The following is a 24,192-nucleotide window of genomic DNA, read 5'->3' on the forward strand; positions in this document are numbered from 1 at the left end:
AGACAGGATGCAAAAATCATGGTTTGATGCATTTAGTCGTTTTTTAGTTCCGATTGCTGGAAAACTCAACAACAACCGTTATTTAAAAGTATTGCGTGATGCTTTTATGTTGGCCTTCCCGCTCACGATTTTTGGATCGATTGCAGTTGTGCTCGCCAACCTACCATTTCTAGATAGAGTGATGAGTGAAGGGGCATTAAATACTTTCCGTTCGGCATTAAATATTGCACCACAAGCTACGATGGGCATCATGTCTATATTTGTTGTTTTTGGTATCGGCTATTATTTATCAAAAAGTTACGAGATAGAAGCCATTTTTGGTGGTGCTATTGCGCTCGTATCCTTTTTGCTATTGACGCCATTTTTCCTTCAATCAGAAGGACAAGAAGTGGTGCAAAACGTCATTCCGCTTGATCGTCTTGGTGCAAAAGGAATGTTTCTAGGAATGATTGTTGCTTTTACAGCAGGTGAAATGTATCGCTGGGCTGTTCAAAGAGATTTTACAATTAAGATGCCAGCAGGTGTTCCACCAGCTGTTTCACGTTCATTTTCAGCTTTAATTCCGACGCTTATGACATTATCGGTTTTTCTCATTATTAATATCGTTGTGACACAATTGTTCAAAACGAATATGCATGATGTGGTTTATCATGCGATTCAGGCGCCGCTTGTCGGTTTAGGAAGTGGTATTGTTCCAACACTTATTGCTGTTTTTGTCACGCAAATTTTATGGTTTTTCGGTTTGCATGGTCAAATTATTATTAACTCGGTTATGGATCCTATTTGGAATACCCTTTCGTTAGAAAACCTAAATGCTTATATGGATAAAGGAGAAGTTCCGCACGTGATCAGCAAACAATTTATTGAAATTTATACGGTTGGCATGGGTGGAACAGGTATGACATTAGCTGTTGTTGTGGCGATGCTATTGTTCATGAAAAGTAAACAATTAAAACAAGTAGGAAAGTTAGCGATTGGACCAGGTATTTTTAACGTAAATGAACCTGTGATTTTTGGTCTACCAATCGTTATGAATCCATTAATTCTGTTTCCATGGATTGTTGCACCGATGGTTGTGACGCTCGTAACATATTTAGCAATGTCAACAGGCATTGTTCCACCACCAACAGGTGTAGCTGTTCCTTGGACCGTTCCGATCCTTATCAATGGAATCATGGCGACAAATTCAATTGCAGGTGGATTGTTGCAACTTGTGAATTTTACGATTGTTTTAGCTATATGGTTTCCATTTTTAAAATTTATTGATCGAATGAACTTGCAAAAAGAAAGAGAAGAAGGAAAAGGAGAATCGACACAAAACGCATCGTAAAGAAAGGTGATTTTGACATGAAGACAATACAAGAAACCGATCAGCAATTACAGTTTCGCTTTCCGCAAGGTTTTTGGTGGGGAAGTGCTACATCTGCGACACAAATTGAAGGCGCGGCACGTGAGGGAGGAAAAGGTCTAAACATTTGGGATTATTGGTATGAACAAGAGCCACATCGCTTTTTTGATGGAGTTGGTCCAGATGTGACGTCTGATTTTTATCATCGGTATAAGGAAGATATTCAGTTGATGAAAGATCTAGGACATAACTCGTTTCGTTTCTCAATCTCTTGGTCACGGCTCATCCCAGATGGAATTGGAGAGGCAAATGTAGAAGCTGTCCGCTTTTATGATAATGTAATTAATGAATTACTGGTTGCTGGCATTGAGCCGTTTGTGAATTTGTATCATTTTGATATGCCACTTACGCTCCAGAAAATGGGTGGATGGGAAAATCGCGAAGTTGTCGAGGCTTATGTAAGGTATGCAACAATATGTTTTGAACGATTCGGAGATCGAGTGAAGAAATGGTTTACTCACAACGAACCAATTGTGCCAGTCGAAGGTGGGTATCTGTATGATTTTCATTATCCGAACGTTGTAGATTTTCGCCGCGCTGTTCAAGTTGCTTATCATACGGTTGTTGCTCATGCTAAGGCGATCGCTGTGTTTCGTCGTATGAACATTCGGGATGGAAAAATCGGCATCATTCTAAATTTAACGCCGTCTTATCCTCGTAGTCAGCACCCAGCGGATGTGAAAGCGGCACATATTGCAGATCTCTTTTTTAATCGTAGTTTCTTAGATCCAGCAGTGAAAGGCGAATATCCGAGTGATTTGATCGCTCTATTAAAGGAGTACGGTTATTTACCGATTTTTGAAAAAGGTGATTTGCAAATTATTAAAGAAAATACAGTTGATATTTTAGGTATTAACTATTATCAGCCACGTCGTGTGAAAGCGAAAGAGCATTTACCTAATCCTTATGCACCATTTATGCCAGAGTGGTTTTTCGACTATTATGCGATGCCAGGAAGGAAGATGAATTCGTACCGCGGTTGGGAAATTTATGAAAAGGGAATTTACGATATTTTGATGAACATTAAAGAACATTACGGAAATATTGAGTGTTTTATTTCTGAAAATGGTATGGGCGTAGAAGGGGAAGAACGTTTTCGTGATGACGAGGGAATCGTTCATGATGATTATCGCATCGAATTTATTCGTGAGCATTTGAAGTGGGTGCATCGTGCCATTGAAGAAGGGGTAAACGTGAAAGGTTATCATCTATGGACATTTATGGATAACTGGTCATGGACGAACGCTTATAAAAATCGTTATGGTCTTGTACATGTCGATTTAAATACGGGGGATAGAACTGTAAAAAAGAGTGGATATTGGTTTAAGTCTGTTGCACAGCAAAATGGGTTTTGAAAAGGTGGTCATCTGACCATCTTTTTTCTTTCCTTGTTATAAAATTGAAAAAAGATTGCAAAGAACGGAATAGAAGTTTTACAATTAACACGAGCTAAGTTTACGACGATGGGAATCAGGTGATGAAATGTTCAAATATGAAAAAATTTCGAATGAAATACGCAAAAGGATTAAAGAAGGAGTTTACTCACTCGATGAACCAATACCTGACGAATTGTCGTTGGCGGAAGAGTTTTCTTGTAGCCGAATGACGATGAAAAAGGCACTCGATTTGTTAGTTACCGAAGGGTTATTGTATCGCAAACGAGGGCATGGGACATTTATTGTAAAACCAGCGGCTCAAAAGGATTTAGTAAATGTGACTAGTGAGGAAAACCTTGGTTTGACGAATTTGTTGAAAGGAAAAAAAATCACGAGCCACATTATTCGGTTTGAAGTGTCATTTCCTTCAGAAGAGGTGGCTTCACAGTTGGCAGTTAATTTGACAACGCCAGTATATCATTTGATTCGATTAAGAATTGTCGAGAATGAACCATATGTCATTGAACGAACATATATGCCTACACCACTTATCCGTGACTTAAATGAAGATGTATTGCATTCATCAATCTACAATCATATTACAAATAAGCTTGGTTTGACGATTGCCGGCTGTCATCGAAAAATCCGGGCGTCTAAACCAACAGATCTCGATCAAAAATATTTGCATTGTGCACCTGACGATCCAATTTTGGAAGTGGAGCAAGTCGGCTTTCTAAATAATGGTGTACCGTTTGAATATTCGTTTTCCCGACATCGTTATGATAAATTTGTTTTTACGACTGTCAATATTCGACGAAATAAATAAAAGCATTAAAATAATGTTTGTAGATGGGGGAGAGAAGAGAAATGTATTTAGGAGCGATTGAAGCGGGTGGCACGAAATTTGTTTGTGCTGTCGGTGATCATGAAGGAAATATTTATGAACGTATTCAGTTCCCGACTACTGTGCCAGAAGAAACGATGCAAAAGGTTATTGATTTTTTCAAGAGTTATTCACTAGACGCGATTGGGATTGGGACGTTTGGTCCAGTCGATTTAAATCGGAAAAGCCCAACGTATGGCTATATTACAAATACACCAAAACCACATTGGTTCAATTTTAATTTTGTTGGCATGATTGAAAAATATTTCGATGTCCCTATCGGATTCGATACGGATGTCAATGCAGCAGCGTTAGGAGAATTGTTTTGGGGAAGGGCAAAAGGGAAAAACAGTTGCATTTATATGACGGTGGGGACAGGCATCGGTGTCGGGGCGATCGTCGAGGGACGTCTCGTTCACGGATTACTCCATCCAGAGATGGGACATATTCTCGTTCGACGCCATCCAGATGATACGTTTTCTGGCATTTGCCCGTTTCACGGCGATTGTTTAGAGGGGCTAGCTTCCGGCCCTGCGATCGAAAAGAGATGGGGGAAACGAGGCGCTGACCTTTCTGAACAAGATGAAGTGTGGGAACTCGAAGCTTTTTATTTAGGGCAAGCGATCGCACAGTACATTTTAGTTTTATCTCCGGAACAAGTAATTATTGGGGGAGGGGTAGCGAAACAATCCACCTTGCTACCTCGCATTCACCATCACGTTTTAAATCATCTAAACGGATATGTACAACATGAGGTGATTTTAAAACATATTGATCATTACATTACGCTCCCAGGATTAGGAGATAACGCAGGGATATGTGGAGCTTTAGCGCTTGCGAAACAGGCGTTGAGGGATAAATAACAATGTTATTCAAAAGATGTCCTATACAATGGGCATCTTTTTTGGAATATATGCTTGATTTAGAGCCATTTATTTTTTGATAAAAAACTGAATATTCAATATTTTAAGTTAGTAAAAAACTATATTATACAAATAAGTATCATATTTACAAAAAAAGTTATTTATCCAGAAGGAATAGAGAGAGAAGAGTTATCGAAATGATAAATGAGAAAAAATTTTGAAGATCGGATGGTGAAGAAAGTGAAGGCACCTCATTGGACAAGGGAAGAAAATTTATGCATTTATTACTACCTCGATCGTTTTCCTGAAAAAAGTAATAAAGAAATAGCACAGATCATTAAAGAATACGAACAGTCTAGCACCATTGCTCGTTGTAGTGAGAGTGCCATTTATCAACATGTTGCTCAATTGAGGGATCGTCAAGTAGATTTAAACGTACCAGACCCTGTGCATAATCCTAATCGGAGTTTTAATCATTATTAATTACGAATTGGAATTTGGGACATTGGAGAATTTAGCGATGCAATTTATGCATGTTCGAAATGAATGACAGGGGAACGTTCCTTGTCCCCCAACTATAAATATTAATTTAGAAATTTTATTTTAGTTAGTAGTTTTGAAACTGACTTTATAAAAGGTTCAATTGTAAAATTAACATGCGTTTTTCTTCTCATTGTAGGAACTTACTCACACTACTTCTTCCTCTTAATGAATAATGGTTATAATCAATATGTACCGCTCCATCCTAAAAATCAATAATTTAACAAAACAGACCGATGCTTGTATCCTGTCCACAAGGTGATTGAAACATGTGAAAAAGTCATAACGTCCCTTGAAATACACCAATGTTGATCTGTTTTATCGCATGCTCACAAAAAATGTTTGCCGAGTTGATTTGGAGAGTGAAATGTTTTCTTGAGGAAATGACAAAACATTCCTTGTCTTTTTTCAAGCTGTATGCTACGCTTCACATGAAAATATCCATGAATAAAGGAAGATGCAAATGACACCGAAGCGAAAAAAACATATATGGATCGGAGCAATTGTCTTATGTCTTGCGTTGGTAGGGGGATACGTGTTTTCCGTTTATTACAAACTACAACAAACGATGAATGAAATGCATGAGCCGATTGGGCGAGAGAGGTCAGAGAAACGCCCAGATGAGCTATCGTTTACAGAAAAACAACCGATCTCGATTTTGCTTATTGGGGTGGATGAACGAAAAAATGATCGCGGTCGGGCAGATTCGTTAATTGTTATGACAGTGAACCCGAAAAAGCAGTCGATAGAAATGGTAAGCATTCCGCGAGATACACGCACATTGATTGTCGGTAAAGGGAAAGAGGATAAAATTAACCACTCGTACGCTTTTGGTGGGGTCGAAATGACGCTTGCGACGGTAGAACAATTTTTAGACATTCCCATTGATTATTACATTAAAGTGAACATGGAAAGCTTTAAAGATATCGTAGATGCCGTTGGCGGTGTAAAAGTAAATAATGCTTTTTCATTTGAATATGAAGGAGAGTCGTTTCCTTGTGCAGCGTGCCTGTCACGCCCCGATATATGTCGAGATTTGTAGAAACAGAGGGTCATAGATTGGCTCTCTGCTTTTGTTTAAAAAATTCATTCCCAAGCAGGAATTTGGTTCGTTTTGTCGAAAAAGCATGTAAAATTTTTGGAGGTGAGGTAAATGTATGGCCATCGATCACGACCGCTTGTTTAAAGAGCTCATCACAACGTTTTTTGAAGAGTTTATTCTTCTCTTTTTCCCGCAAGTGCACGAGCATATTGATTTTCACTATTTATCATTTTTATCTGAAGAACTGTTCACGGACGTGACCGCTGGGGAAAAATATCGCGTTGATTTGTTAGTGGAAACGAAGCTAAAAGGGGAAGACGGTTTAATTATCGTCCATATCGAAAACCAAAGCTACGTTCAACCATCGTTTCCAGAGCGTATGTTTATTTACTTCAGCCGCTTGTTTGAAAAATACCGCACGAACATCGTTCCGATTGCCGTCTTCAGCTACGATACAATCCGCGACGAACCATCTTCATTTACGCTTCGACTTCCATTTGGGAACATACTCCACTTCCGTTTTTTCACCGTCGAGCTGCGCAAACAAAACTGGCGTCATTATATTCGCAACGACAACCCGATCGCCGCTGCGTTGTTAAGCAAAATGGGGTATACTGAAAGTGAACGAATTGAATTGAAAAAACAATTTTTACGCATGCTTGTGCGCATGGAATTAGACGAAGCAAAGCAACGATTGTTAATCGGCTTTTTCGAAACATATGTGCAACTGTCGGATGAAGAAGAACAACAATTACGAAACGAGGTGAACAAGATGGAAACGAAAGAAAAAGAACAAGTGCTCGAATTGTTAATTTCGTATGAGCAAAAAGGATTAAAAGAGGGTGTAAAAAAAGGATTACAACAAGAAAAGCGACAAATTGCGAAAAAGATGTTGGTAAAAGGGTACGACATCCAAACGATTCACGAATTAACCGAACTGCCGATTGAAGAGATTGAAAAATTGAAATAAGGGTGTGATTGTGATGTTTAACAGAGAGCCATCGATTGCCCCTCTGTCATTTTTTTAAAGTCGTATGTAGCAGTAAGGCGGTATTTAGCAAATATGGGGATTTAGCGAGGGGAAGGAAACGATGTGCGCAATGCGGGTCTCGGTGCCGCATAGCCCCGCTACCAGAGGGTTTGGTGCCTGTCACCGCCCAATATACATTTGAAACGGGGATTGTGGAAACGATCCAATGGTATATCGACAATCAAGAATGGTGGAAAAATATTAAATCCGGTGAATATATGAACTATTATCAAAAACAGTATGGTGACAAGCTATGAAAGTGGTTGTAACAGGTGCAAAAGGTCAACTTGGTACAGATTTAGTTAATTTGTTGTCAGATAGAGGTTATGAGGTTTACGGATACGGACGGGAAGAGTTAGATATCACAAACTTTGAGCAAGTGAAACGGGTTATTACGGAAGTCCATCCTAATGTTGTCATACATGCCGCAGCATACACAAAAGTCGATTTAGCCGAATCCGAGCCGAATCAAGCTTTTTTAATTAACGCGTACGGGACGAGAAATGTTGCCGTTGTATCAGAAGCAGTGGGAGCGAAACTTGTCTATATAAGCACGGATTATGTCTTTGACGGGATGGCAACTACCCCATACAACGAATTTGCGCCGACGAACCCACTTAGCGTATATGGGAAAAGTAAACTAGCTGGTGAGCAGTTTGTTCGCGACTTGCATGCGAAGTTTTTTATCGTCAGAACTTCTTGGGTGTATGGGAAGCATGGAAATAATTTTGTCAAGACGATGTTAAAGTTAGCCAAAGAGCGAGATGAGCTAATGGTCGTCAACGACCAAATCGGCTGTCCGACATATACAGTCGATTTATCAAATTGTATTTTAGAACTAATTCAAACAGAAAAGTACGGCGTTTATCATGTTTCCAATTCGGGACATTGTTCTTGGTATGAATTTGCGAAAGCCATTTTTGAAGAAGCTGGGATAAAAGTTAAGGTAAATCCTTGCACGACAAGAGAGTTCCCAAGACCAGCACCACGACCGATGTATTCGGTGTTTGAGCATATGGCATTAAGATTAAATAGTTTTAAGGTAATGCCAAATTGGAGAGATTCTTTGCGTATTTTTCTAAGAAGCATATAGATGAATAGTAAAAAGTACAGTTTATTAAAGTCTCTTAGTTGTATTGATATTTCAACTTATTACAAATCTATATCGCTATACAAACGTGTTCAAGCAAGACGGGCAATTTTTGAACGCTACGCACAAGCGTTAGAGGAGATTGATGGCATTCATTTCATGCCTGAACTTGAAGGTACAATGTCCAACCGTTGGCTAACAGCGCTAACGATTGACCAAAAGATACTTGGCGTCACACCGATAGATATTATTAATGCCTTAGCTCATGAAAACATCGAAGCGCGTCCTGTATGGAAACCGCTCCATTTGCAGCCATTGTTTGAAGGAACGCGGTATTATTCGCATGAAGAAGGTTGGAGCGTATCGGATGAGCTGTTTGCAAATGGTCTTTGCTTGCCATCGGGTTCAAGTATGACGATTGAGGAACAACAACGAGTTATTGATGTAATTACAAGCCTCTTGCTTAAATAGGTGGGAGGCTGATTTTTTTATTGCATCGAGGGATGAAAGTGCAGACAAAAGCCGTACAAATAGAAATTGAGCAGTTTAAACGCATTTTAATCGAAGCGTACGAACGAGGGCAGTCGAATGAAGTGACAGCCAAAGAGATGGTTCAAGAATTGGCACAGAAGTTATGTGTAGATGGTGAAAAATAAGTTATTATTAGATTTTATAGGAATTTAATACTGTCACATTTTTTAATTGTGTGTCTTTTCATCCGTTTGCTAACAATTAAAACAAACGTGAAAAATCTTTTTCTAAACGATTGCAGGATATTTTATTTTTAGATCGAATAGTCTTAATATTCTACATATTTTTTTATGGGATGATAAGGGGATGGTTAGTTTGAATAGGCCATTGAAAATAATCATTCTAGCTATTACACAAACATACGAGCGTTATTGTGTTGCAGGGATGACTGAACGTGGACAATGGATCAGACCATTGCCCCCTGATCATCGTTTTTGGGCAAGCTACAAATATGATGATGGTACGTTCATTAAGCCGGGAGACATATGGGAGGTCACCGACTATGTCAAATATAATGATCCTACTTCACCGGGGCATACGGAAGATATTCGAGTACTGAGCTATGAATCCTTATACAAATGCGGGGAATTAAACAATACTGAACTATGTGCATTTGTTAAGCAGCATCTCGAAAGTGAGCAAACACTACATGATACGCTAAATGCTAACGGACGATCGTTATGTTTAATCAAAGTGGATGATATTTGGAAAATAGAAGGAGCGAACCGTATTTGCTTTACAATGAATGCCAAAGAATATCGGAACAATACTTATAAAGAAGGTTATCCGGTAACAGATTTAAAATGGCGTTCCGTTTTTCGCTCTCATCGCTCGATATCCTTTAAAGGGTTTCAAAATTTATATTTGTGTATCGGATTGGCACGAACAGAACCGAATAAGAATATTACACGTGAATATCCGATGGTTATTAGTATTATCACAAATCCCTTTGTGGATTATCCGCCGCAATACCCATAATGGAAGTGGATATTTACGCTTGCTTAATGGTATACTTAATGTAAAAAGAAGGGGGAATGGTGAATGAGGGAACTAAAGGGAAAGTTATACACCTCAAATATCGAAGGATTAAAGTATGCGCCCCCTCATGCAGAAATATGGCAAATTACACGTGCTGGTCATAATATCACAGGTGCTATTGTTGTCCGTAGTTTGTCACCTTCCCCTCAGTTGTTTGAGCGTTATCTAAGGGAGTGGAAAGGGACACAAACGAATGAGTGGTGGCCTTTATATGAAAATGCCTTTCTTTCTGAACTAAGAGAAGAAGAAAAGCTAAAGTCGCTCCGAGATATTTATAAAAAATTGCTTCTAGGGAAAGATATTGTACTCCTTTGTTTTTGCCCGGATCATCGTTATTGTCATCGCCGTTTAGTGGGGGAGTTTTTTAAGCCGTATGGAGTTGAAGCGGTGGAGTTAAATCCTATGAAAACAGAGCAATTAAGTTTGTTTTAGGTGAGTGAAAAAATGAAAGCGAAAATTTGCACAATTGGGTTTGCGAAGAAACCGTTGCGAACGTTTGTGGAACTTTTAAAACAAGCAAATGTTCAAGTAGTTATTGACACACGTTTGCATAATACGTCGCAATTATCGGGATACGCTAAAAAAGACGATTTAGCATTTATTTTAGAAATATTAGGTATTGGTTATATTCATGATCCCCTTCTTGCCCCCACGGAGGAAATTCTCAAAGCGTATAAAAACAAGGAGATGGCTTGGGGAGATTATGAGGAGAAATATGTAGAGTTATTAAAAATGAGAAAAGTAGAGAAGTCCCATCAAGATCTCATCGCAAAGAAAACGGTTTGTCTACTATGTAGTGAACACGCCCCACATTACTGTCATCGTCGTTTATTAGCAGAGTACTTGCGAAAATTTTATTCGGATATAGAAATTGTTCATTTAATGTAGAGAATGAAATTAGTTATAAAAGGATGTACAAACTTTCTCTTCCCCTTCGTCGAGCTATATGATATCCTTCACATGAAAATAACTTCATGATAAGAGGAAGATGTAGATGAAATCGGAACGAAAAAGGGTAAAACGTATATGGATCGGAGCAGTTGTTTTATTTCTTGCGTTGGTAGGGGCGTATGCATTTTCTGTTTACTATAAACTACAACAAACGATCAGCGAAATACACGAACCTATTCAACGTGAACATTCAGAGAAACGCCCAGAGGAGCTATCATTTACAAAGCGACAACCTATCTCGATTTTACTGATCGGAGTGGATGAACGAAAAAATGATCGCGGTCGGGCAGATTCGTTAATCGTTATGACAGTGAACCCGAAAAAGCAGTCGATAGAAATGGTAAGCATTCCGCGAGATACACGCACATTGATTGTCGGTAAAGGGAAAGAGGATAAAATTAACCACTCGTACGCTTTTGGTGGGGTGGAAATGACGCTTGCGACGGTCGAACAATTTTTAGACATTCCAATTGATTATTACATTAAAGTGAACATGGAAGGCTTTAAAGATATCGTAGATGCCGTTGGCGGTGTAACGGTAAATAATTCTTTTGCATTTGAATATGAAGGAGAGTCGTTTCCGAAAGGAGAAATTACGTTAAATGGGGAAAAAGCATTAAAGTACACTCGTATGCGTTATGACGATCCGCGCGGTGATTTCGGTAGGCAAGATCGCCAAAAACAAGTCATTGAAGCCATTATTAAAAAGGGAGCTAGTTTCTCTTCGCTTACAAACTATGGTGACATACTTGAAGCGATAGGAAAAAATATAAAAACAAATTTGACATTTGACGACATGAAACAAATTCAAGCGAACTATAAAGAAGCACGACGTCATATCGAGCAGCTACACATACAAGGAAAAGGTCAAAAAATAAACGGGATCTACTATTTGATTGTACCAGAGGAAGAACGTATAACCATTTCGCAACGGTTGAAGGAGCATTTAGGAATAAAGTAAGGATGTCCCGGGGGACATCCTTTTTCTTTATAACTACACAAAAATGTATGTTTTTCATGTGAATGAACATATGCTTATGGTACATTCCAACTAGCGGTGTATGATCCGGTTGATGAGAAAGGAACAGTATACGTTCGATTAGAAATGCTTTCCCATATCACATTTCCAGCTTGGTCTTTTTTAATAAATTTAAACTCAATTGCTTTTCCTTGTGGGAGAGCGATTGTTGCTTTCCATGTCGGATAAGAAGATGGGTTCATTTTAATCGCATTTGCGGTATTCCAATTTCCGAGTTCTGGAATGTTGCCGACAACATATACGTTTTGTTCACTAGTTGTTGTGGCGTTATTAACTGTAAATGTGACGTTTGACGTTTTAGCCACCCAAATCGAAACGGAGCCGCCGTTTACTTTAAATTCTCCCCAACCATCCGCATTAATCGTTACTGTGTCACTTCGATTGCTATATAAGTTGCAATAAAGATTTTCCGATTGTTCGATTCTGTTTTCCTTCATAACAAGTCATTTTGATAGAATGCAGCGGGCGCTCTACTGGATGTAAAACAAAGTTTCAACTTATATAGTTAAATCATAAAATACTTTTCCGGCATGTTTTTTGCCGACATACATCCATTTACTTCCGCCAGGACCGTCGGTAATTAAAGCCGCCAGTCCAGAGTTTGGTTTTGTATCAATGCCTTCGCGTGTCCATCCGATAATGTCTTGATGGTCAATGTAATCACGTTGTGTTCCATAGGCATAGTCCCGACGAGCAATTAAAAGCGGGTCGATTTTGCTTTTTAATCCTGGAATATTGTATTTCGGGATTCCATAATAGTCACCGTAAAATACGCAAGGATACCCTTCTTGTCTTGTTAAAATAAAGGCGTAAGCAAGTGGTTTAAACCAAGGTTCGACCCATGACTGTAAAGATTGCCCTGGTTGCGTGTCGTGGTTATCGACAAGTGTTACAGCGAGTGAAGGTTGATCTTTCATTAATGTATTATTCAATAAATAACGCATGTCAAAATATCCACTCGATTTGGAAGCGGTATAAAAGTTGTTATGCAAAGGTGCATCAAATAATGACATCGATCCATTTGTTTTTGTAATGTAATTATGCAGCTTATTGACGTCATAGCTCCAAAATTCCCCAACGGCAAATAAATTTTTTCCTGTTTGATTACGTACATATGTTAGCCAGTCAGGGAAAAAGCTGTATTTAATATGTTTTACGGCATCTAAGCGGAATCCATCGATATTTGTAGTATTGACGTACCACGTTCCCCAGTTTTTTAATTCTGTCACAACCTCAGGGTGATCCATATCTAAATCAGCGAACATTAAATAATCATAGTTTCCGTTTTCTGTATCGACTTCCCAGTCCCATGCTTTTCCTGTACCGCGGAATTTGTAAATCCGATTTAATTTTCGGCTTTCATCCCAATCGGTACCGTCAAAATGATACCAACGCCATTTAAAACTCGAGTATGTGTTCCCCCGACCGGGAAAATCAAATTTTGTCCATGCTTGAATTTGATATGTTCCAGATGTTTCTTGATTTCGATCAGAAGGGTTTACCTCAACCGCATCGACAAATTCTGTGCCGTCAGCCCCCGCCTTATGATTAAATACAACATCTGCATATACTTGCATCCCTGCGGCTTTGGCAGCTTGGATGGCTTGAATATATTGTGTTTTTGTTCCGTATTTTGTTCGAATCGTTCCTTTTTGATCAAATTCCCCAAGGTCATATAAATCGTACACGCCGTATCCGACATCGCTTTGACTTGTTCCTTTATACGCTGGAGGAAGCCATAACGCTGTAATACCGAGCGAAGAAAGATTTTCGGCTTCATTTTTCACCTTTGTCCAAAGGGTTCCATCGTTCGGTAAATCCCATTCAAAATATTGCATCATTGTTCCGTTAATAGGTGCAGTATTAGCTTGTGCTGTTGAAAAAGGTGTGAAAAAGGAAATAACTAAGGTAGCAATTATAGAATAATACAACCATACTTTTTTCACATTATTCATCTATACGCATCCTTTCATGTGAAGTAAAGATGCAAACGTTTGCACTTAAGTATAAACGCGTTTGAAGTTATTATAATGATGTTTGTTAACGCTTACAATACAGTTTTTTATTTTTATACATTTCACCAAATTTGAAAGCCGTGCGGTTATTTTATGTGGAGGAATGTATAAAGGACCGCCTGTAACGGTGCCTGTCACGCCCCGATCAACAACCTTGGCAACGGCTTAGGATATTCCGTCAAAGAAGTGATTGAGACATGTGAAAAAGTAACCGGCCGCAAAGCGGTAATCGAATACACTGACCGCCGTCCGGGCGATCCGGCGCGCCTTGTCGCTTCCTCGCAAAAAATTTATGAAGAGTTGGGATGGAAAGCGGAATATTCACTCGAGGAGATTATCGCAAGCGCATGGAAATGGCATCAGCGGAAAGGGTAAGAAAGACTAGTCACCCTTGTTGCAGAGGGTGACAGATTTATTTATGCGTATAAATAACTGAATATTCTGTATATATTTGGTTGGTGGTGCTGTGCGTGATGGCAAGAGAATTAAGGAGTAGCACATATATCTCATGTATATTTTTATAAAAATGGTATGGAAGGAAAAGGATTGGAGTGGATGAGTGTCGAAATAAAAAAATTGGTGTCAATATCGTAATATGGAGGATGGAAAAATGAATCAGGAGCGATTCGTGGAACAAATGTGGAAATATCTGTTAGGTAATATGATATGAAAGAAAAATCGTATCTATGATTTAAAAGAAAAGAAGCATTTCCAGTCGTGTCGCTTTCTGACGAGGGAATGTTCGTGTGTCTGATATTGAGAAACAAAGGTGCTTTTCAGTAAAACGGCCATGATGAATGTAATTTAATCGCTCATGAAGATGGCGGGCGTCAAAAAATGATCAACCCTGAATAGTGGTTAAAGTTAGGGCTGTTTTCTCTCTTTCTAGGGATGTGTGTCCGGTTTCTGTCATCATTCAAGAATTTTTCTTACAAAAATGAGTAAAGGAAGGGGGAGTACAATGAATGATCAAGATCATATACATAATCATGAAGAGTTGAATGGTGACGTTCCACAAACTCAAAAGTACCCATGGTATAAATGGTTGTTATGCTATAGTACAGCTTTGTTGGTGAGTTTATTTATTTTGCATTTAGTGGTAGCACCGGGCATTTCAGAAATATTAAGTTATCTGACGGAAGGGGAATTTAGTAAAAAGGAGATAATTGGGTATATAGGTGGAACCTTTCTTGTTCTGTACATGGGTAAATATTTTGGTGATTCATGGCGTGCTAATGAGTTACAGGAAATCGGAACAGCGGTGACTAATTTTCGAAACCCGTTTTATGACCCTAATTTTGAAAAAGGACCTTTCCGGTTGCAGGCGAAGTATAATGAACTTTTGACACAATTTAATGTTCAGAGAAGTTTATTGCAAAAGGCAATGGAACAAAATAATGAGTACGTTGATCTTTTGCAACGCACAGAGTCAAAGCTAAGAGTCCAACTTCGACATCACGATAATGCTAATCGCATCATTGATTCGCTTATTTATTTAACAAAGATAAACCATGATGACATTATTAATAGGATGCTGAAAGATACATTGGAAGAATGTATTACTGTGCTTCATCGAGATCTTAGCGACAAATCCATTTCATTGTTTGAGGTCGTGGGAGAAAAATTGAAAATTAGGGAGTACGTTCGAATTGGTGCAGAATCAGCTTATAAACGCTCCTTTGCCAAAGGGGAAGGTTTTGCTGGTTATGTATGGAAAAAAAGTGAACCGATTATAAAAAATAATATTGATTATGAAGAGGATGAAATGTTTAAGGGGGGTAACAAGCCCAATCATGAGTTTTATTCTATTATGGGCTTACCTTTAGTAGTCGATGAGCAAACATATGGAGTATTATGTTTACAGTCGGAAAGTAAAGAGGGGTTTGGTGAGGAAGATTTAAAAGCGGTGCAATTTTATGCTAATATATGTACTTACCTATTGCTGTGTGATAAAATGGGGATAATAGGAGTACGAAAGGGGGACGATATACAATGATCAATACAACTGGCTGGAAAGAAATTGATAAGCTTTTTGAAAAGGCTCATCAGTTATATGCCGAAACTGAAAAGCTAAATGTCGAGATCGAAAAGGCGATGCGATTTCGTCCAAAAAAGATGAAGGTAAAAACCCCCTTTGTAGATGTAAGATTAGCAAGGCATAAAAAGTAAATGTTGTTTGTTACTATCCGAAAAAGGTTGATAAGATAAAAGGGAAGGAGAGCTCATCACCGTAAAAACCGAACAGCTCTTCTTTTTTGTTTTTATTAGGATTTGTAACGGTGCCTGTCACGCCCCACTCAGCCATTTCGCAACGGTTAAAGGAGCATTTGGAGATACAGAAAAGGGGCTGACCGAAAAGACCGCTAAAAAGCGGACTTTTGAGTCAGCCCTAAAAAAGGCATTTATTTGAATTTGATTGTTGCTAGTCTTCTATTTACTTCCTCTATATCAAAATATTCTGGATCAAAGTCATCTCCGTACCATTCATCATACCACTCGAGAAACTCTTCCCGTTCTTGTTTTCTTGTATCGTCTTGCATCATATCGAGTACATCTTGGTAACCCCAAACGCCACCGACATCTTCTGGTGGGCATGCTCGTTTTCCTTTAATACAAACAGGATGTGTCAACGGTTCCATTCGTTTTTCAATTTTTTCTAATGTAACGATATGCTCCCAATTGTCGCCAAAGTCATACGTATATAAAACTTTGTCCTTTTCATGACTTAAATATGTTTTCATCCGTATTTTTCGAGAATCGAGCATATCTTTCCGAGGGTGTGAAAAATCGTCTAGAGGGTGTGGCACATCGATGATCGCATCGCCTGTTTCGAATTGATATAAGTGATAGTTTTTCCAACCCATTGCTTCTTGAATGATCAGATGAAGTTGATCGAATGTAATATTGCTTGGAACAAGTACACGTCGCCAAATGGGTGGCCGAATGCCACGCAAGGCGATTTTTAATTGGTAAACGGTTTGTTTTTTCTGCAACACTTTCTCCTCCTTTTCTTTTACTATAATGATAGACGAGTTTCTATGTTTTTATAAGAGAAATCTTTCATTTTTTTCGATAGCCGTATCGTGCAAAAATGCTCACGTTTGTGTAAACTGAAAAAAAACGTGCACGGAGGTTAGCAATGAACATTGTCGTTGTCGGAACAGGATATGTGGGCTTAGTGACAGGTGTGGCGCTTGCGCATATTGGTCATCAGGTGACATGCGTGGATGTCGATGAAGAAAAAGTTGAGCGGATGAAGCATGGCATTTCGCCGATTTATGAGCCGGGTATTGAGCCGTTTATGAAAGAAAATATGGAAGCGAATCGGTTGTTTTTTACGACGGACGGTGCGCGTGCATATCAGGAAGCGGATGTGATTTATATCGCGGTCGGCACGCCTGAAAATGAAGATGGCTTTGCGGATTTAACATATTTAAAGCAAGCGGTGAAAGACATTGCGGCGGCGGTAACGAAAGATGTCATCGTTGTGACAAAAAGTACGGTGCCGATCGGGACGAATCACGAAATGAAGCGCATGTTTGCGGAGCTTGCTCCACATGTACGTATCGAAGTCGTGTCGAACCCGGAATTTTTACGGGAAGGTTCTGCCATTCACGATACGTTTCATGGCGATCGCATCGTGATCGGGGCGGATGATGAACGGGCAGCAGCGGTCGTTGCCGATATTCATCGGCCGTTTGGCATTCCGATTTTTCACACTGATATTCGGAGTGCGGAAATGATTAAGTACGCCTCGAACGCCTTTTTAGCAACGAAAATTAGCTTTATTAATGAAATTGCGAACATATGTGAAAAAGTTGGCGCGGACATTGAACAAGTGGCGGCTGGCATGGGGATGGATGCGCGCATCGGCTCCTCGTTTTTGCGCGCTGGTATCGGTTATGGAGGCTCTTGTTTTCCGAAAGATACGAAAGCATTGGCGAAAATTGCAGCAAATATCGATCATCATTTTGAGCTGTTAAAGGCGGTCATTGAAGTGAACAACAAGCAACAACGAAAGCTCATTGAGAAAGCGAAAGAGCGGTTTGGTCGTCTCGCCGGAAAACGAGTGGCTCTTCTCGGTTTATCGTTTAAGCCCAATACAGACGATATGCGGGAAGCTGCATCGCTTGTCGTTGCGCGCGAGCTGCTTGCGGAACAGGCGACCGTCGTTGCATATGACCCGATTGCGATGGGGAAAGCGGCACATGTGTTGCCGAAAGAAGTCATATATGCAGACCGGGTAGAACAGGCGCTCGAACGTGCGGATGCGGCAATGATTTTAACGGAATGGGATGAATTTCGCCAGCTGGACTTATCTGTTTACGTTAACAAAATGAAAACGCCTATTATTTTTGATGGGCGCAATTGTTATGCGCTTCACGATGTAGCGCGCTACCCAATTGAATATTACTCGATCGGACGAAAACCGATAACGAATATAAAATAACTCCATCTTTCCTATATATGTGTGATAAAATTGAAGTGCATGACAAGGAAAGGAGATATTGTATGATTTTGGTCGTTGGTGGAGCGGGATATATCGGCAGCCATGTGGTAAAGAAATTAGTTGAAACGAAGCCGATCGTCGTGATCGATAATTTATCGACAGGGCATCGTCATCTTGTGGACAAACGAGCGGTGTTCGTTCATGGCGATTTAGGCGATCGGGCGACGCTTGTACGCATATTTGAAAAATATCCGATCGATGCGGTGATGCATTTTGCGGCAAATAGTTTAGTAGGCGAGTCGGTCGTTGAGCCGATGAAATATTATAAAAACAACGTTGCTGCGACGTTAACGTTGTTAGAAACGATGATGGAATATGGCGTGAAGCGGTTCATTTTTTCATCGACTGCAGCGGTGTACGGCATTCCAAACGTTGATGTCATTACAGAACAATGTCCAACAAATCCAATTAACCCATACGGTCGTTCGAAATTGATGATTGAACATATGCTTGCTGATTTTGCGTCAGCGTATGATTTACGTTACGTCGTGTTGCGCTATTTCAACGCGGCAGGTGCGCATGAAAGCGGGGGCATTGGGGAAGACCATCATCCGGAAACGCATTTAATTCCGCTTATTTTGCAACATTTGCTCGGATTGCGCGATAAAATTTCGGTGTTCGGTACAGACTACGATACACCAGACGGCACGTGTATTCGTGATTACATTCACGTGACCGATTTAGCCGAAGCGCACATCATCGCTTTGCATGCGCTTCTTTCGAATGAAAAAAAGACAGCGACATACAATCTTGGCAACGGGCTCGGTTATTCGGTTAAAGAAGTGATCGATATGTGCGAGCGTGTGACGGGGAAACAGGCGACGATCGAATATACGGAGCGTCGTCCAGGAGATCCGGCTCGACTCGTCGCTTCGTCTGAAAAAATTGCTCGTGAACTTGGCTGGAAAGCGACGCGCTCGCTTGAAGAGATTATTGCAAGCGCATGGCGTTGGCACGAGAAACATACATCATAGAAAAGAGAAGTCGAATATTTTGACTTCTCTTTTCCATTTTGTTACCATGTTAATATACATGCTTCATTAACACCCGAAGACGCTAACACGATCCCCATAAGGCATATAAAATGAAGGAGGGATTGGATGCGGAAAACAACACCTGTTTTTTACATTTCTATCGTCATCGCATTATTATTTATTGGTTGGGGAGTGATCCCGGAAAGTGTATTGCCGCAATTTCATTTGGCGAAAGTGAGCGGCGACGTACAAAGTTTTCTAGTGCATAAGTTTGGTTGGTTTTATTTACTAGCCGCAACGGCTTTTCTCGTCTTCTGTTTCGTTATGATCTTTTCAAAGTATGGAAACATTCGACTAGGTGCGGACGATGAAAAACCGGAGTATCGTTATCGAACGTGGTTTGGCATGTTGTTTAGTGCCGGTATGGGAATCGGGTTAGTGTTTTGGGGCGTGGCTGAGCCGATGTATCATTTTTACAGCCCACCTGTTGGTGAAGCAGAAACAGCAGAAGCTGCTCGTGTAGCGATGCGATATGCGTTTTTCCATTGGGGATTGCACCCGTGGGCGATTTATGCGGTTGTCGCGCTAGCGTTAGCTTATTTCCAGTTTCGGAAAAAAGAGCCGGGAGTGATTAGCCGCGTACTGCGTCCCGTGTTGGGTGAGCGTGTAAATGGATTAACGGGGATTGCCGTCGATACGTTAGCGGTTTACGCGACCATTTTCGGTGTAGCGACTTCACTTGGATTAGGGGCGATTCAAATTAGTGGGGGATTGTCTCACCTCTCTCCAAGTATACCAAACAGTTTTGCGACACAGCTCGTCGTTATCATTGTCGTTACGGTATTATTTATGTTGTCAGCCCAAACAGGATTGAATAAAGGCATTAAAATATTAAGTGATACGAATGTGATGCTTGCAGTGCTTTTAATGCTTTTCTTGCTGTTTGCAGGACCGACAAACTTCATTATGGATGTATTTACCGCAACGGTCGGCTCGTATATTCAAAACTTACCATCTATGAGTTTACGGTTAAGTCCGTTCGAACAAAGTGAATGGCCGAGGGTGTGGACGATTTTTTACTGGGCATGGTGGATTGCATGGGCACCATTTGTCGGCTCGTTTATTGCCCGCGTTTCGCGCGGACGAACGATTCGAGAGTTTATGATCGGTGTATTGCTCGTTCCGACGATTTTTAGCGCCCTATGGTTCTCTGTGTTTGGCGGATCTGCCCTGTATTTAGAAATGTTTGAGGGGGCAGACATTATGGAAACGATGAATGAGTCAGGCATTGAGATGGCGCTCTTTTCTGTTTTTAAACATTTCCCATTGAGCACGATTTTATCGGGGTTAGCGATTTTACTCATTTGTACGTTTTTCGTTACATCAGCCGATTCGGCGACATTTGTGCTAGGAATGCAGACGACAAATGGAAGTTTAAATCCATCAAACTCTGTTAAATTGACTTGGGGAATCATTCAGTCCGCGACCGCCATCATTTTACTTTGGACAGGCGGATTACAGGCGCTTCAAACCGCATCAATTATTGCGGCGTTTCCATTTACGGTTATCATGCTTCTTATGATTCTTTCTTTGTTGCGGTCGTTTAAACAAGAAACATTTATGAAGAAAAAATAATCGGTCATGACTTGACCGATTATTTTTTTGCCTAAAGTTTGACACTCGCTGTTCTGTTTGCTACCCTAACAGTAGAACAAAAAATAGGACGGTGAACAGACAAGTTATGAACATTAGCCATTTTTCGATTCGGCGCCCGGTGTTGACGTTCGTATCGATGGTGATCGTCATTCTTTTAGGGGCGGTATCTTTGTTAAATATTCCGATGAAGTTAATTCCTGATATTCAACCCCCTGTCGGTGTCGTTGTAGCAACGTATCCGGGAGCGGGGCCGACGGAAGTGTTAGAGAAAGTGACGAAGCCGTTAGAAAGCAGCTTAGCGACGTTGCCGGGGCTAAAGACGATGACTTCGACGTCGCAAGAAGGCTCGACACTCATCTTATTACAGTTTTCATGGACGACAGTAATTGATGACATCCAAAATGATGTCATGCAGCGTATTGATCAAGCGCCTCTTCCTGATGACGTGTCAAAGCCGCGATTTTTAAAGTTTGACCCGTCGCAGTTTCCTGTCATCCAACTGACGTTGACGACGGAAAAGGAACATGAACAGCTGAAGACGTTGGCGCAACAGTTGAAAGCAGAGCTGGCCAAAACGGAAGGAGTAGCTAGCGTCAACGTATCAGGAACGTTTACGAAACATGTGCGCGTAGTCGTCGATCCAAATAAGCTTCAAACGTACCGACTTTCCCAACAAGACGTTGTGAATTTCATTTCGGCTAACAACGTGTCGTTGCCAGGGGAAACGGTCGTCATCGACGATCGGCAACTATCGACACGCATTTTAAGCACGGTACAGTCTGTCGATGAATTAAAAAATCTCGTTCTTTTGATCGACCCTATGACAAGTAAGCGCGTTCGTTTGCAAGATGTAGCGAGCGTTGAACTCGTTCCAGACGAGCAACAAACGATTACGAGAACGAACGAAAAGCCATCCGTGTTAATGAGCGTGCTGCAAAAGGCAGATGCGAACACAGCGGAAGTATCTACAGCGTTTCAAAAGCAGTTGGATAAATTGTTGAAAAAAGAACAATTTCAAGACGTACATGTCGACATATTGTTTGACCAAGGGGAATTTATTCAGCGAACGATTCGCAACATCGCACAATCGCTCGTTTTAGGTGGCGCTTTTGCGATGGCGGTGCTGTTTATTTTTTTACGAAACATGAAAAGTCCAATCATTATCGGCATCGCCATTCCGTACTCTGTCATTGTGACGTTTGTTTTAATGTATTTTTCCGATTTTACGTTAAATATTATGACGCTTGGCGGATTAGCCCTTGGGATCGGGATGCTTGTTGACAACTCGATTGTCGTTATTGAAAATATTTCCCGCCATTTAGCGATGGGAAAAGATCCGAAAGAAGCAGCGAAAGATGGGGTAAGCGAAATCGGAACCGCCATTGTCGCATCGACGTTAACGAGTGTAGCTGTGTTTATTCCGGTATTATTTATTACCGGTTTAATTGGAGATTTATTTACCGAGTTTGCGCTAACGATTGCGTTTAGTTTACTAGCATCGTTATTTGTTGCGCTGACGGTTGTGCCGATGCTTGCGAGCCGTTGGTTGCGCCCGCGCAGACGGTATCGCGAAGAAGCCCGTTTAACGTCCGCTCCGATGCGTGCGCTTGAGCGAAGTGTACGATGGTCGTTGCGTCATCGTTTCGTCGTATTATTGCTCGCGTTCGGCTTGCTCGGTGCGGGGGTGTTTAGTTTAACGACCGTCGGTATGCAGTTTTTGCCGAATGCTGATGAAGGGTTTTTCTCGATTCGCGTCCAAACAGATGACGGTGCTTCGCTGCAAGCGACAGAGCGCGTTGTGGCGGCGATTGAACATGAATTAAAGCGAGTGGATGATATCGATACGTACGTCAGCCTGATCGGTTCGACACAAGAACAGTCGTTTCGTGGAACGGCGCAAAGCAACGTCGCGGAAATATACGTGAAAATGAAACCGAAAGATAAGCGTGATCGCTCGGTGTTCGTTGTCGTTGATGAGTTAAAATCTCCTGTGCAACAAGCGGTGAAAAAAGTGAATAAAACGGCGGAAGTGTCGTTTAACTTGCAAGCATCGACCGGAAGTGCGCCAAATACGTTAACATTTAGCGTAAAAGATACGGATGAGAAAAGGTTGAAAGAAGTCGTTAGTCAAATTGAAAAACGATTAAAGACCTTAAAAGAAGTAAAAGAAGTGACAACGGATTTATCAGAAACAGTTGATGAAATGCAAGTGAAGATTGACCGTGAAAAAGCGTTGCGAAACGGTTTAACCCCTGCGCAAGTCGCCATCGCTGCCCAACAAATGACGCGCGGAATGACGGCGACACGCATCATTGATGCGAGCGCGAACGTATACGATGTAAACGTTCAATACGATGATCGTGCGAACCATTCGGTTGAACATATAAAAAAATTGCTTGTGAAAAAACCGGACGGTACGTTCGTAAAACTTGGGGATATTGCATCCGTTTCGGTCGGCAAAAACCCTGTTCGCATTCAGCGAATCGATGAACAAAGTGCCGTTCAGTTTACTGTGAAATATAAAAGTTCGGTGACGCTTGGCGACATATCGGCGCTTGTCGACCGTGAAATCGCAAAGCTCGATCTTCCAGCTGAGACGGACATCGTCTTTAGCGGCGATCGGGAGTTGCTTGAGTCGTCGCTTGACGATTTAGCGTTAGCTTTCGGATTGGCGGTTACGTTTGTATATCTCGTCATGGCGGCGCAGTTTGAGTCGTTTAAACATCCGTTCATCATTATGTTTACGATTCCGTTAATGATCGTCGGAATTGCGGGCGGATTATTGTTGACACAGACGCCAGTAAGCGTCATGGTCATTATCGGCGGTATCGTACTTGCCGGTATTGTCGTCAACAATGCGATTGTCCTTGTCGATTATATGAATCAATTGCGTGCACGCGGAGAACGAGACATTATTGTCACAGCGGTAAAACTTCGTCTTCGTCCGATTTTAATGACGGCGTTAACGACAATTTTAGGGCTGTTGCCGCTCGCCTTTGGCATCGGTGACGGGGCGGAGCTTAATCAGCCGATGGCGATTACTGTCATTGGTGGACTATTGAGCAGCACCTTTTTAACGTTATTTGTCATTCCGGTCGTGTACAGCTTTACGTTATCGAGAAAGTTTTATATTCAAAAATAAACAGCCGACGCGACCGGCTGTTTATTTTTTTCGTTCTTCTAGTTTTTTGGCCATTTGTTCAAGCAGTTTTTCCCATAATGTTTGTTGCTTCGTTCCTTTTTTCT

At 40.8% G+C, this 24,192-nt stretch carries 20 protein-coding genes and 4 pseudogenes; 22 read left to right on the plus strand and 2 right to left on the minus strand.

From position 1 onward, the window contains the following. The first annotated feature begins 7 nt into the window (after nucleotides 1-7). The 15 genes and pseudogenes from celB to tagU all read left to right on the plus strand — a co-directional run bounded on the left by celB (nucleotide 8) and on the right by tagU (nucleotide 11,713). Nucleotides 8-1,330, plus strand: coding sequence for a PTS cellobiose transporter subunit IIC (gene celB / locus JV16_RS08615; protein ID WP_042535257.1), 1,323 nt, complete (start codon nucleotides 8-10; stop codon nucleotides 1,328-1,330). Nucleotides 1,331-1,347: 17 nt separating this feature from the next. Next, nucleotides 1,348-2,763 (plus strand): glycoside hydrolase family 1 protein, encoded by a 1,416-nt coding sequence (locus JV16_RS08620; protein WP_042535259.1) that lies wholly within the window; start codon nucleotides 1,348-1,350, stop codon nucleotides 2,761-2,763. A 127-nt stretch (nucleotides 2,764-2,890) separates the two neighbouring features. Next, on the plus strand, nucleotides 2,891-3,610 hold the full coding sequence (locus JV16_RS08625) for a GntR family transcriptional regulator (protein ID WP_042535261.1): 720 nt from the start codon (nucleotides 2,891-2,893) through the stop codon (nucleotides 3,608-3,610). A 41-nt stretch (nucleotides 3,611-3,651) separates the two neighbouring features. After that, entirely contained in the window at nucleotides 3,652-4,530 is an 879-nt protein-coding gene (locus tag JV16_RS08630) for an ROK family protein (protein ID WP_042535263.1), read from the plus strand. Nucleotides 4,531-4,734: 204 nt separating this feature from the next. Beyond that, nucleotides 4,735-5,013 carry a hypothetical protein gene (locus JV16_RS08635; RefSeq protein ID WP_042535265.1) on the plus strand — a complete coding sequence of 93 codons (279 nt, stop codon included), beginning with the start codon at nucleotides 4,735-4,737 and terminating at the stop codon, nucleotides 5,011-5,013. 520 nt (nucleotides 5,014-5,533) lie between these two features. After that, nucleotides 5,534-6,067: pseudogene (locus tag JV16_RS08640) on the plus strand (LCP family glycopolymer transferase); the annotation flags it as partial. Between the two features lie 160 nt (nucleotides 6,068-6,227). Next, entirely contained in the window at nucleotides 6,228-7,082 is an 855-nt protein-coding gene (locus JV16_RS08645; RefSeq protein ID WP_042535267.1) for an Rpn family recombination-promoting nuclease/putative transposase, read from the plus strand. Nucleotides 7,083-7,270: 188 nt separating this feature from the next. Next, nucleotides 7,271-7,399: pseudogene (locus JV16_RS15220) on the plus strand (dTDP-glucose 4,6-dehydratase); the annotation flags it as partial. Further along, nucleotides 7,396-8,235, plus strand: a complete 840-nt coding sequence (rfbD, locus tag JV16_RS08650) for a dTDP-4-dehydrorhamnose reductase (RefSeq protein ID WP_042535269.1) — start codon at nucleotides 7,396-7,398, stop codon at nucleotides 8,233-8,235. The pseudogene JV16_RS15220 and the gene rfbD, both read left to right, overlap by 4 nt. Continuing rightward, nucleotides 8,236-8,703: a DegT/DnrJ/EryC1/StrS family aminotransferase gene (locus tag JV16_RS08655; protein WP_042535271.1), complete on the plus strand. Its 468-nt coding sequence runs from the start codon at nucleotides 8,236-8,238 to the stop codon at nucleotides 8,701-8,703. Nucleotides 8,704-8,741: 38 nt separating this feature from the next. Next, nucleotides 8,742-8,888 carry a YwzD family small protein gene (locus JV16_RS15695; protein ID WP_162484113.1) on the plus strand — a complete coding sequence of 49 codons (147 nt, stop codon included), beginning with the start codon at nucleotides 8,742-8,744 and terminating at the stop codon, nucleotides 8,886-8,888. Between the two features lie 181 nt (nucleotides 8,889-9,069). Beyond that, entirely contained in the window at nucleotides 9,070-9,741 is a 672-nt protein-coding gene (locus JV16_RS08660; protein WP_042535272.1) for a dual OB domain-containing protein, read from the plus strand. 63 nt (nucleotides 9,742-9,804) lie between these two features. After that, nucleotides 9,805-10,233: a DUF488 family protein, N3 subclade gene (locus JV16_RS08665; protein WP_004892819.1), complete on the plus strand. Its 429-nt coding sequence runs from the start codon at nucleotides 9,805-9,807 to the stop codon at nucleotides 10,231-10,233. Between the two features lie 12 nt (nucleotides 10,234-10,245). Next, nucleotides 10,246-10,689 (plus strand): DUF488 domain-containing protein, encoded by a 444-nt coding sequence (locus tag JV16_RS08670; RefSeq protein WP_042535275.1) that lies wholly within the window; start codon nucleotides 10,246-10,248, stop codon nucleotides 10,687-10,689. 106 nt (nucleotides 10,690-10,795) lie between these two features. Continuing rightward, the gene (gene tagU, locus JV16_RS08675; protein ID WP_042535277.1) at nucleotides 10,796-11,713 is read left to right on the plus strand and encodes a polyisoprenyl-teichoic acid--peptidoglycan teichoic acid transferase TagU; all 918 of its coding nucleotides are present in this window, start codon (nucleotides 10,796-10,798) and stop codon (nucleotides 11,711-11,713) included. Nucleotides 11,714-11,787: 74 nt separating this feature from the next. On the opposite strand, the pseudogene amyS reads toward tagU, so the two are convergent. Next, nucleotides 11,788-13,746, minus strand: a pseudogene (gene amyS, locus JV16_RS08680) (alpha-amylase). Nucleotides 13,747-13,950: 204 nt separating this feature from the next. On the opposite strand from amyS, the pseudogene JV16_RS08685 reads away from it, so the two are divergent. The 3 genes and pseudogenes from JV16_RS08685 to JV16_RS15700 form a co-directional block, all read left to right on the plus strand. Then, nucleotides 13,951-14,181, plus strand: a pseudogene (locus JV16_RS08685) (GDP-mannose 4,6-dehydratase); the annotation flags it as partial. 586 nt (nucleotides 14,182-14,767) lie between these two features. Continuing rightward, nucleotides 14,768-15,802: a GAF domain-containing protein gene (locus tag JV16_RS08690; protein WP_042535280.1), complete on the plus strand. Its 1,035-nt coding sequence runs from the start codon at nucleotides 14,768-14,770 to the stop codon at nucleotides 15,800-15,802. Continuing rightward, on the plus strand, nucleotides 15,799-15,975 hold the full coding sequence (locus JV16_RS15700; RefSeq protein ID WP_160289327.1) for a hypothetical protein: 177 nt from the start codon (nucleotides 15,799-15,801) through the stop codon (nucleotides 15,973-15,975). The genes JV16_RS08690 and JV16_RS15700 overlap by 4 nt, the downstream gene beginning before the upstream one ends. A gap of 233 nt (nucleotides 15,976-16,208) precedes the next feature. Here the strand turns inward: JV16_RS15700 and JV16_RS08695 are convergent, their stop codons facing one another. After that, entirely contained in the window at nucleotides 16,209-16,802 is a 594-nt protein-coding gene (locus tag JV16_RS08695; RefSeq protein WP_042535282.1) for a plasmid pRiA4b ORF-3 family protein, read from the minus strand. Between the two features lie 143 nt (nucleotides 16,803-16,945). On the opposite strand from JV16_RS08695, the gene JV16_RS08700 reads away from it, so the two are divergent. From JV16_RS08700 to JV16_RS08715, 4 genes are all read left to right on the plus strand, one after another. Further along, entirely contained in the window at nucleotides 16,946-18,256 is a 1,311-nt protein-coding gene (locus tag JV16_RS08700) for a UDP-glucose dehydrogenase family protein (protein WP_042535284.1), read from the plus strand. 62 nt (nucleotides 18,257-18,318) lie between these two features. Then, a complete protein-coding gene (gene galE / locus JV16_RS08705; protein ID WP_042535286.1) occupies nucleotides 18,319-19,290 on the plus strand; it encodes a UDP-glucose 4-epimerase GalE in 972 nt (323 codons plus the stop codon). 126 nt (nucleotides 19,291-19,416) lie between these two features. After that, nucleotides 19,417-20,925 (plus strand): glycine betaine uptake BCCT transporter, encoded by a 1,509-nt coding sequence (locus JV16_RS08710; protein ID WP_042535288.1) that lies wholly within the window; start codon nucleotides 19,417-19,419, stop codon nucleotides 20,923-20,925. 106 nt (nucleotides 20,926-21,031) lie between these two features. Continuing rightward, nucleotides 21,032-24,088 (plus strand): efflux RND transporter permease subunit, encoded by a 3,057-nt coding sequence (locus JV16_RS08715; protein ID WP_042535290.1) that lies wholly within the window; start codon nucleotides 21,032-21,034, stop codon nucleotides 24,086-24,088. The last annotated feature ends 104 nt before the right edge of the window (nucleotides 24,089-24,192 follow it).

This window comes from Anoxybacillus ayderensis (genome assembly GCF_000833605.1).
Lineage (GTDB): Bacteria > Bacillota > Bacilli > Bacillales > Anoxybacillaceae > Anoxybacillus > Anoxybacillus ayderensis.

Coding starts and splice junctions, on each gene's coding strand:
- celB (WP_042535257.1), top strand. CDS start 8: ATGCAAAAATCATGGTTTGATGCATTTAGTCGTTTTTTAGTTCCGATT.
- JV16_RS08620 (WP_042535259.1), top strand. CDS start 1,348: ATGAAGACAATACAAGAAACCGATCAGCAATTACAGTTTCGCTTTCCG.
- JV16_RS08625 (WP_042535261.1), top strand. CDS start 2,891: ATGTTCAAATATGAAAAAATTTCGAATGAAATACGCAAAAGGATTAAA.
- JV16_RS08630 (WP_042535263.1), top strand. CDS start 3,652: ATGTATTTAGGAGCGATTGAAGCGGGTGGCACGAAATTTGTTTGTGCT.
- JV16_RS08635 (WP_042535265.1), top strand. CDS start 4,735: ATGAGAAAAAATTTTGAAGATCGGATGGTGAAGAAAGTGAAGGCACCT.
- JV16_RS08645 (WP_042535267.1), top strand. CDS start 6,228: ATGGCCATCGATCACGACCGCTTGTTTAAAGAGCTCATCACAACGTTT.
- rfbD (WP_042535269.1), top strand. CDS start 7,396: ATGAAAGTGGTTGTAACAGGTGCAAAAGGTCAACTTGGTACAGATTTA.
- JV16_RS08655 (WP_042535271.1), top strand. CDS start 8,236: ATGAATAGTAAAAAGTACAGTTTATTAAAGTCTCTTAGTTGTATTGAT.
- JV16_RS08660 (WP_042535272.1), top strand. CDS start 9,070: ATGGTTAGTTTGAATAGGCCATTGAAAATAATCATTCTAGCTATTACA.
- JV16_RS08665 (WP_004892819.1), top strand. CDS start 9,805: ATGAGGGAACTAAAGGGAAAGTTATACACCTCAAATATCGAAGGATTA.
- JV16_RS08670 (WP_042535275.1), top strand. CDS start 10,246: ATGAAAGCGAAAATTTGCACAATTGGGTTTGCGAAGAAACCGTTGCGA.
- tagU (WP_042535277.1), top strand. CDS start 10,796: ATGAAATCGGAACGAAAAAGGGTAAAACGTATATGGATCGGAGCAGTT.
- JV16_RS08690 (WP_042535280.1), top strand. CDS start 14,768: ATGAATGATCAAGATCATATACATAATCATGAAGAGTTGAATGGTGAC.
- JV16_RS15700 (WP_160289327.1), top strand. CDS start 15,799: ATGATCAATACAACTGGCTGGAAAGAAATTGATAAGCTTTTTGAAAAG.
- JV16_RS08700 (WP_042535284.1), top strand. CDS start 16,946: ATGAACATTGTCGTTGTCGGAACAGGATATGTGGGCTTAGTGACAGGT.
- galE (WP_042535286.1), top strand. CDS start 18,319: ATGATTTTGGTCGTTGGTGGAGCGGGATATATCGGCAGCCATGTGGTA.
- JV16_RS08710 (WP_042535288.1), top strand. CDS start 19,417: ATGCGGAAAACAACACCTGTTTTTTACATTTCTATCGTCATCGCATTA.
- JV16_RS08715 (WP_042535290.1), top strand. CDS start 21,032: ATGAACATTAGCCATTTTTCGATTCGGCGCCCGGTGTTGACGTTCGTA.